4 protein-coding genes are annotated in these 7,168 nt (G+C 38.9%); 1 reads left to right on the top strand and 3 read right to left on the bottom strand.

The features are described from left to right. Positions 1 to 115: 115 nt before the first annotated feature. The gene (locus VB715_RS19860; protein WP_323302931.1) at positions 116 to 2,155 is read left to right on the top strand and encodes an FAD-dependent oxidoreductase; all 2,040 of its coding nucleotides are present in this window, start codon (positions 116 to 118) and stop codon (positions 2,153 to 2,155) included. Positions 2,156 to 2,192: 37 nt separating this feature from the next. On the opposite strand, the gene VB715_RS19865 is transcribed toward VB715_RS19860, so the two are convergent. From VB715_RS19865 to VB715_RS19875, 3 genes are read right to left on the bottom strand one after another with little or no spacing between them, the layout of a single operon-like run. Further along, a complete protein-coding gene (locus VB715_RS19865; protein ID WP_323302932.1) occupies positions 2,193 to 3,620 on the bottom strand; it encodes an NAD(P)/FAD-dependent oxidoreductase in 1,428 nt (475 codons plus the stop codon). Between the two features lie 12 nt (positions 3,621 to 3,632). Further along, a complete protein-coding gene (locus VB715_RS19870) occupies positions 3,633 to 4,118 on the bottom strand; it encodes a hypothetical protein (protein WP_323302933.1) in 486 nt (161 codons plus the stop codon). 33 nt (positions 4,119 to 4,151) lie between these two features. Next, complete coding sequence (locus tag VB715_RS19875) at positions 4,152 to 6,875, bottom strand: valine--tRNA ligase (protein ID WP_323302934.1); 2,724 nt, start codon at positions 6,873 to 6,875, stop codon at positions 4,152 to 4,154. Positions 6,876 to 7,168: the final 293 nt, after the last annotated feature.

Raw genomic sequence — 7,168 nt, forward strand, 5'->3', positions numbered from 1 at the left:
ACTTATGATATCCATTGATAAATGTTGATAACAATAGGGGAACAAACTACCTTCAAATTGCTTCTCTAAATAAAAAAGAAAGCTTAATTCTCAGACAAAAATAACCTCACAGACTATGTTCAATAAAATCCGTCGCTATGTTACTACCCTTCCTCTAACACTGGTAATGTGGCAAGTTATAGCCCCCTTAACCCTGGCAACTCCTCCCCGTAACCCTGATCAAACGGTAGAATGTGAATTGTTGGTTGTGGGGGGAGGACTGGCCGGAAGTGCCGCCGCTTATGAAGGGTTATTAGCGGGAAAAACCGTCTGTCTGACGGAAATAACCGACTGGGTGGGAGGACAAATTTCCGCCCAAGGAACCTCTGCCTTAGATGAACGTCCAACCCAGCGATCGCAGTTAATTTATCCACGGGGTTATTTAGAATTAAGAAAACGTCTTGAACAACATTACGGTGAACTCAACCCAGGAGACTGTTGGGTTAGTGATTCTTGTTTTTTGCCTGGGGATGGAGATAGAATCCTCAAGGAAATGTTAACTGATGCTGCTAAAAAAGGCAGAGGAACCTTTAAATGGTTTCCCTCAACTGTTGTTAAAGATTTAACCATTGAAAAGAACCCGAATGGGGGAACGGGAAAGCAAATCATGAGTGCGATCGCAATTCAGCATACTCCGGCTGAAAATGCCCCCCCATTAAACAGTTCTCCCCTTTCCCAAACCATTGAAGATTCCTATAAATACGAAGATTCAGAACAATTTAAAAAGACGATTATTAAGTTTATTCCTAAACCCCATGATAAGCAAACTCCGGCTGATTGGTATGTAATTGAAGCAACAGAAACGGGAGAAATTATTGCCTTAGCTGATGTTCCTTATCGCTTAGGAATTGATCCCCGTTCCTATTTAGAACCTTCTGCTTCCAGTGCCAAAAATGACCCCTATTGTACCCAAGGGTTTACCTATACTTTTGCGATGGAAACCACCGCAGAAGCACAAAAACATGAATTACCGGATTTTTATTTACAATATTCTCCTTATTATAGTTATGAATTACAACGGTTGGCTGACTTCGATTTAGTTCATACTTATCGTCGTATTTGGAGTCCCGAACAAGGAGAAACGAAGACCTTTGGCGGTATTACTTTTACTGTGCCAACTCCTGGGGATATTTCCATGCAAAACTGGACATGGGGGAATGATTATCGTCCGGGAACTTCTCAAGATAATCTTATTTATACCCGTGAACAATTACAAAAAATGGGGCAACTTAACCCTGGAGAATGGATGGGAGGTTTACGGACAGAAACCTTACGGAAAGGGGAAGAAAACGCGATTGGATATTTTTATTGGTTAGTGGTAGGAACCACAGATTCTCAGTTAGGAGAAGGGGTGAAAACTCCAAATCCAAATAATCGTTATTTGACGGGTTTAGAGTCTCCGATGGGAACAGTTCACGGGTTATCAAAATACCCCTATATGCGCGAAGCAAGGCGAATTATTGGCCGAGAATCGTTTATTTATGAAAATGGGTTTATGGTGAATGAAATTGATATTTCTCGCCGTAATTATCAAGATGATTATTATAAAAAGACCCTATCTCCTGATGCCTATCGCCAACTTCATGCTACCTTAGCGGGGTTAGAAGGGTTTAAAATTCTGAGTGGTGAAGCATCTCCTGAACAGGTGACAAGACGCAAGCGTTCGACTATTTATCCTGACTCGGTGGGTATTGGCCATTATGCTATTGACTTCCATCCTTGTATGACGGAATATCCCGCAGAAAAACCAGGAAATAAGGAACGAAAAGGAGAAAGAATGGGTCAGGGTCAAGCTTATCCTTTCCAAGTACCTCTAAGGGCAATGTTACCCCAAAACATTGATAATTTAATTGTTACTGGCAAGAGTATTGCTGTTAGTCATATTGCTGCTGCTGCTTATCGGGTACACTCGTTTGAATGGTCATCGGGGGCCGCTGCGGGAACAACGGCTGCTTTTGCTATTGATGAACAAATTTTACCTTATCAATTAGTGGAAGAACCTATATTTCGGTCGAAAAAGTTACAGGAATTACGGCAAAAATTAGATGCTAATAATAATCCGACAACTTTTCCTAATACCTCAATTTTTAATGAAACTTGGGATGAATGGAAGTAATTTAATATTAGCTTAAGTAAGGTGGAAAATATCCACCCTACAACTTCCATCTTCTACGCCAAAATAGTAAAGTTTCTAACCAATTATTTAAGAATTTATTTTCTTGTAATTTTTGGTATTGCCAATTCTCAGAAATCTGAAACAAGATTTCTGAGATAGTATAATAGGAGGGAAATAGTTGAGAAAATTGCTGAATTTTGATGTTATTTTTAATGGATAAAGCAATAAAATTTATTAATTCATCGCTGTTATTGCCAATAATATGCCCACCTAATATTATACCATTCCGGCGGGTAATTATTTTACAAAATCCAGTAGTTTCATCTAATATTTGTGCTTTAGCTAAGGTCTTATAATTTTGTTTAATGATAATAATATCATCTCCATAACTCTGTCTTGCTTGGGTTTCTGTTAATCCAACTCTTGATAAAATAGGGTGAGTAAAAATATGAAAAGGCAGAGGATGATAATTGACTTGAAAAATAGAATAAAAAATAGCATTTTTGATCACAATATTTGCCTCATATTTGGCAAGATTGGATAAGGAATAGCCTCCTATTATACTGCCACAGGCATAGATTTTTGGGTTAGTTGTTTGTAATTTATCATTGACAATAATTTGCTGGGGTTGTACTTCAACCTTTACCCCTTCTAAATTTAATCCTTTAATATTAGGTGTTGGTTTGGTTATGAGAATAATTTCATCAGTTTCTAGGGCTTCATTTCCTGCTTGAATCCATTTTTTATCTTCAATTTTTCTGACTTGAGTAATGGGACAATTAACCAATAATTTTATGCCTTCTGCTTCTAATTGTGCTTGAATAAGCTGTACTGCTTCAGCATCTTCTTGGGGTAAAATATTGCTATCTTCAACGACTAAAGTAACTTTTTTCCCTAGATGATTTAAACTTTGTGCAAGTTCAATGCCTATCGGAGTTTGTGATAAAATAATTAGATCATAAGGAAGATTTTCTAAGTCTAATGTTTCAAGCGTTAAATATCCTAACTCTGATAATCCTTCAATCTTAGGAATACTAGAAATAGAACCCATGGCTAATAAATAATTACGTGATCGCAAGGTTCTATTTTTAATTACAAACCCCAATGCTGGAAGACGACAAAATTCTCCTGACTCCCCAATAATATCTATTCCTAAATCCGCTAAAATAGCAGGAGAATAGTATTCTTTGATGTCTTGTTTTACTTGGGTTATCCAAGTTTGAATTTGAGAAGAATTTAAGTGGGTAACAAAATCATAATTTAGTTCCCATTGTGTTAAATTTTGCCCCTTTTTATCAAGATAGGTTAAGCAATTAAAGGTAGAACGATCAATTTCTGTATAAGTATTAGTTTCTGTTTCCCCTAATACTAAAGCAACTCGCGCCCTTAGTTTAGCTGCTTTTACTGCTGCATAAGACGCTTCTAAGCTGTTGCCAATAATTACGAGATCATAATCTAAACTCATTTAATAAATTTCCTAATTATCAGTCTCCTCATCATTAATCATGTTTGTCTCTAATTCCTTCAATTTTTGCCAACGAATTTCTAACGCTTCCTTTTCCTCTTTTAAATTTACTTCTAATTCTTGAATATGTTCTTTTTGGGTTTCTAATTCTAATTGACGACGGGTTAAATCTAAACTTTTAGCGGTGATTTCCTGTCGCCATTGTTCAACTTTTTCCTGCTCTTTTTCCACCCATTCAGAGTTCATCACCTCATTGGTTAAATAGGTTTCAACCAAGCGAATCACCCAATTTTGTGCCGTTTCAACCTTAACAACTTGTTGATTATCCCCTAACTCAACCAACACTAACGCCCCATCCCCAAAGGATAGGGATAGATTGCAGAGAATTACCTCTGAGTCAATCACATCCCAGAGGTATTCAGACTGTTGGCGTGCAAGCAACTGAAGTGCCATCTCGCCTGAAGTCGGATTCTGTTTCACTTGGGCCAGGTGCAGCATAGTGGGTTAGGGTTTCAGGGGTGGCTTTTCTTACTATTCCAGACGTTGGAGACGTTCTCGTAAGATTTCAGCTTGTTTTTCAGCTTCAGCAAGAGCATCTCTTGCCCCTTGAACAACCTCTTGAGGGGCTTTATTAACAAAACCAGGGTTGTTTAGGCGACCGGTGAGAGCTTTGGCTTCAGCTTCAATTTTACTTAAACTCTTCTCTAATTTGGCACGAAGACTGGCAATGTCAACGACACCCGACAGATGAATTAACGCCTGTATGGTTCCGACGACTCCCGCAATCACTTGTTCCGTCTCTTGTGTTAATTGGGGTGTAATGGTTAATTTTTCCACTTTCCCAATGTCTTTAATGTAAGTTCGACCCGATTCTAGAATAGACCTTTCTTGCTCACTTTCACTCTGTAATATTACGGAAACCTTGACTCCCGGTTTGATATCCGCTTCGGCCCGCAGGTTACGCAGGGTGCGAATGGTTTCAAATAACAGGGTAAATGATTCCTCTAAATCTGGGTTAATCAGGGTTTCATCTACTACTGGATAGGGTTCTAAGGCAATGAACCGAACGTTCGTTTGGGTCAAGGTTTGCCAAATTTCTTCGGTAATATGAGGCATGAAGGGATGGAGTAACTTCAGCGTACCATCTAACACTAATGCCAAGGTTTGTTGAGCAACTTTACGGGAGGGGATATCTTGCCATAAACGGGTTTTTACCAGTTCAATATACCAGTCGCACAAATCACCCCAGATGAACTCATAAAGCCCTTTAGCCGCTTCTCCTAAGCCATAAGCTTCAATGTAATCCCTGGTTTGTTTTACTACTTGATAATAACGGGAAAGTAGCCAGCGATCGCATAATTCTAATTTATCTATATCAGGAGTTCCCAAACTTTGGGGGGTTTCTCCCTTCAAGTTCATCATCACAAATCGGGCCGCATTCCAGAGTTTATTGGCGAAGTTTCGGGAGGCTTCGACGGATTCTGATTCATCAGTTTTGCGGTCATATTGTAGGCTAATATCTTGACCCGCCCCGGCTACTTCTTTAATTAAAGTATAACGTAAGGCATCTGTCCCGTATTTTGCCACTAAGATCAAAGGGTCAATCCCGTTATTGGAGGATTTAGACATTTTTTTGCCGTTTTCATCCCGTACCAAGCCATGAATATAAACATCTTGGAAGGGCATTTGATCGGTAAAATATCCGGCCATCATGGTCATTCTGGCTACCCAAAAGAAGATAATATCAAATCCGGTGACTAAGGTACTGGTAGGATAATAAGTTTTAAAATCTTCTGTATTTTCGGGCCATCCTAAAGTGGAAAAAGGCCATAAACCGGAAGAAAACCAAGTATCTAAGACATCGGGATCTTGTTCTAATTTAACATTTTTTCCGTATTCTTTTTGTGCCTTTTCTAAAGCTTCTGCTTCATTATCTGCCACAATAAAAGGAGTATGATCGGTAATTGCGTTATTAGTTTCACTGATAACATACCAAGCAGGAATTTGATGACCCCACCATAATTGACGAGAAATACACCAATCTTTTAATTTAATTAACCAATCTCGATAAACTTTTGTCCACCTTTCCGGTACAAATCGAGGGGAATTTTGTTCATCTAAAAACTTTAAGGCTTTTTGAGATAAAGGATCAATTTTGACAAACCATTGCGTTGATAATAATGGTTCAACTGGAACCTTTCCCCTATCACTATAAGGCACTGCATGACGATATTCTTCAATTTTAATTAAAAAGCCATCTTCTTCTAACTTTTTAACCACATTTTTTCTAGCTACATAGCGGTCTTGTCCGGCAAAAATCCCCGCATTTTCATTTAAAGTGCCGTCCTTATTCATAATATTAATAAACGGCAAATTATGACGGTTTCCCATCTCAAAATCATTGGGGTCATGGGCCGGTGTAACTTTCACACATCCGGTTCCAAATTCCGGGTCAACCAATTCATCCCCAAAGATGGGAATTTCTCGCCCCACAATGGGCAAAGTTACAGTTTTACCAATCAATTTTTGATAACGTTTATCTTTAGGATTAACTGCGACTCCGGTGTCTCCTAACATGGTTTCCGGTCGAGTTGTTGCTACTTCTACAAATCCACTACCATCAGTTAAAGGATAGCGAAAATGCCATAAATGTCCATCAACCTCTTTACTTTCTACTTCTAAATCTGACACTGCTGATAAAGAAGCCGGACACCAGTTTACTAAATAATTACCCCGATAAATTAATCCTGCTTCATACAGTTTTACAAAGGCAGTTCTCACCGCTTTTGATAACCCTTCATCGAGAGTAAATCGTTCCCTTGACCAATCAGCAGATAAACCCATCCGCTTTAACTGATTAACAATTGTACCACCCGATTCTTCCTTCCATTGCCAAGCTTTTTCTAGAAATTTTTCCCGTCCAATATCATAACGGGTTTTGCCTTCTGCTTTTAACTGCCTATCGAGAATGGTATGAACCGCTATACTCGCATGGTCAGTTCCAGGGAGACACAGGGTATTGTAGCCATTCATACGATGATACCGCACCAGCACATCCATGAGACAATCTTCAAAGGCATGGCCCATGTGTAAGCTTCCCGTAACGTTGGGGGGAGGAATGACAATACAGAAAGTTTTCCCTTTTTGGGTGTTATCCGCTTTAAACACTTGATGGGTTTCCCAAGCTTCTTGCCATTTGGCCTCGGTGGTTTTAGGGTCGTATTGGGTTGGTAATTCGGGTATAGTTGCAGTCATGGACGATCAAAAATAGGGGTGTCTGTCGTTATCCTTTTCAAATTATAGAGGGTATACTGCTACGCGGAAGGCATTCATGCAAAAGGCATTCATGCAAAAGTAGGATACTAAGTAGTCGGACATAAATAAGCAGCACTGTGTTAACTTATGTTAAGATTTTTCAGGTGATCGCTAAAAAAAATTCCAAAAGTATGTTAATAGAGTTAGTCAAGAAATAGATCAAATAATGTCATCTCCTCCTTTAAGAGTATTTTTAACATCTGAGCAAGAAAGAACCCTATTTGAGTTAAGTA

The organism is Crocosphaera sp. UHCC 0190, from assembly GCF_034932065.1.
Lineage (GTDB): Bacteria > Cyanobacteriota > Cyanobacteriia > Cyanobacteriales > Microcystaceae > UHCC-0190.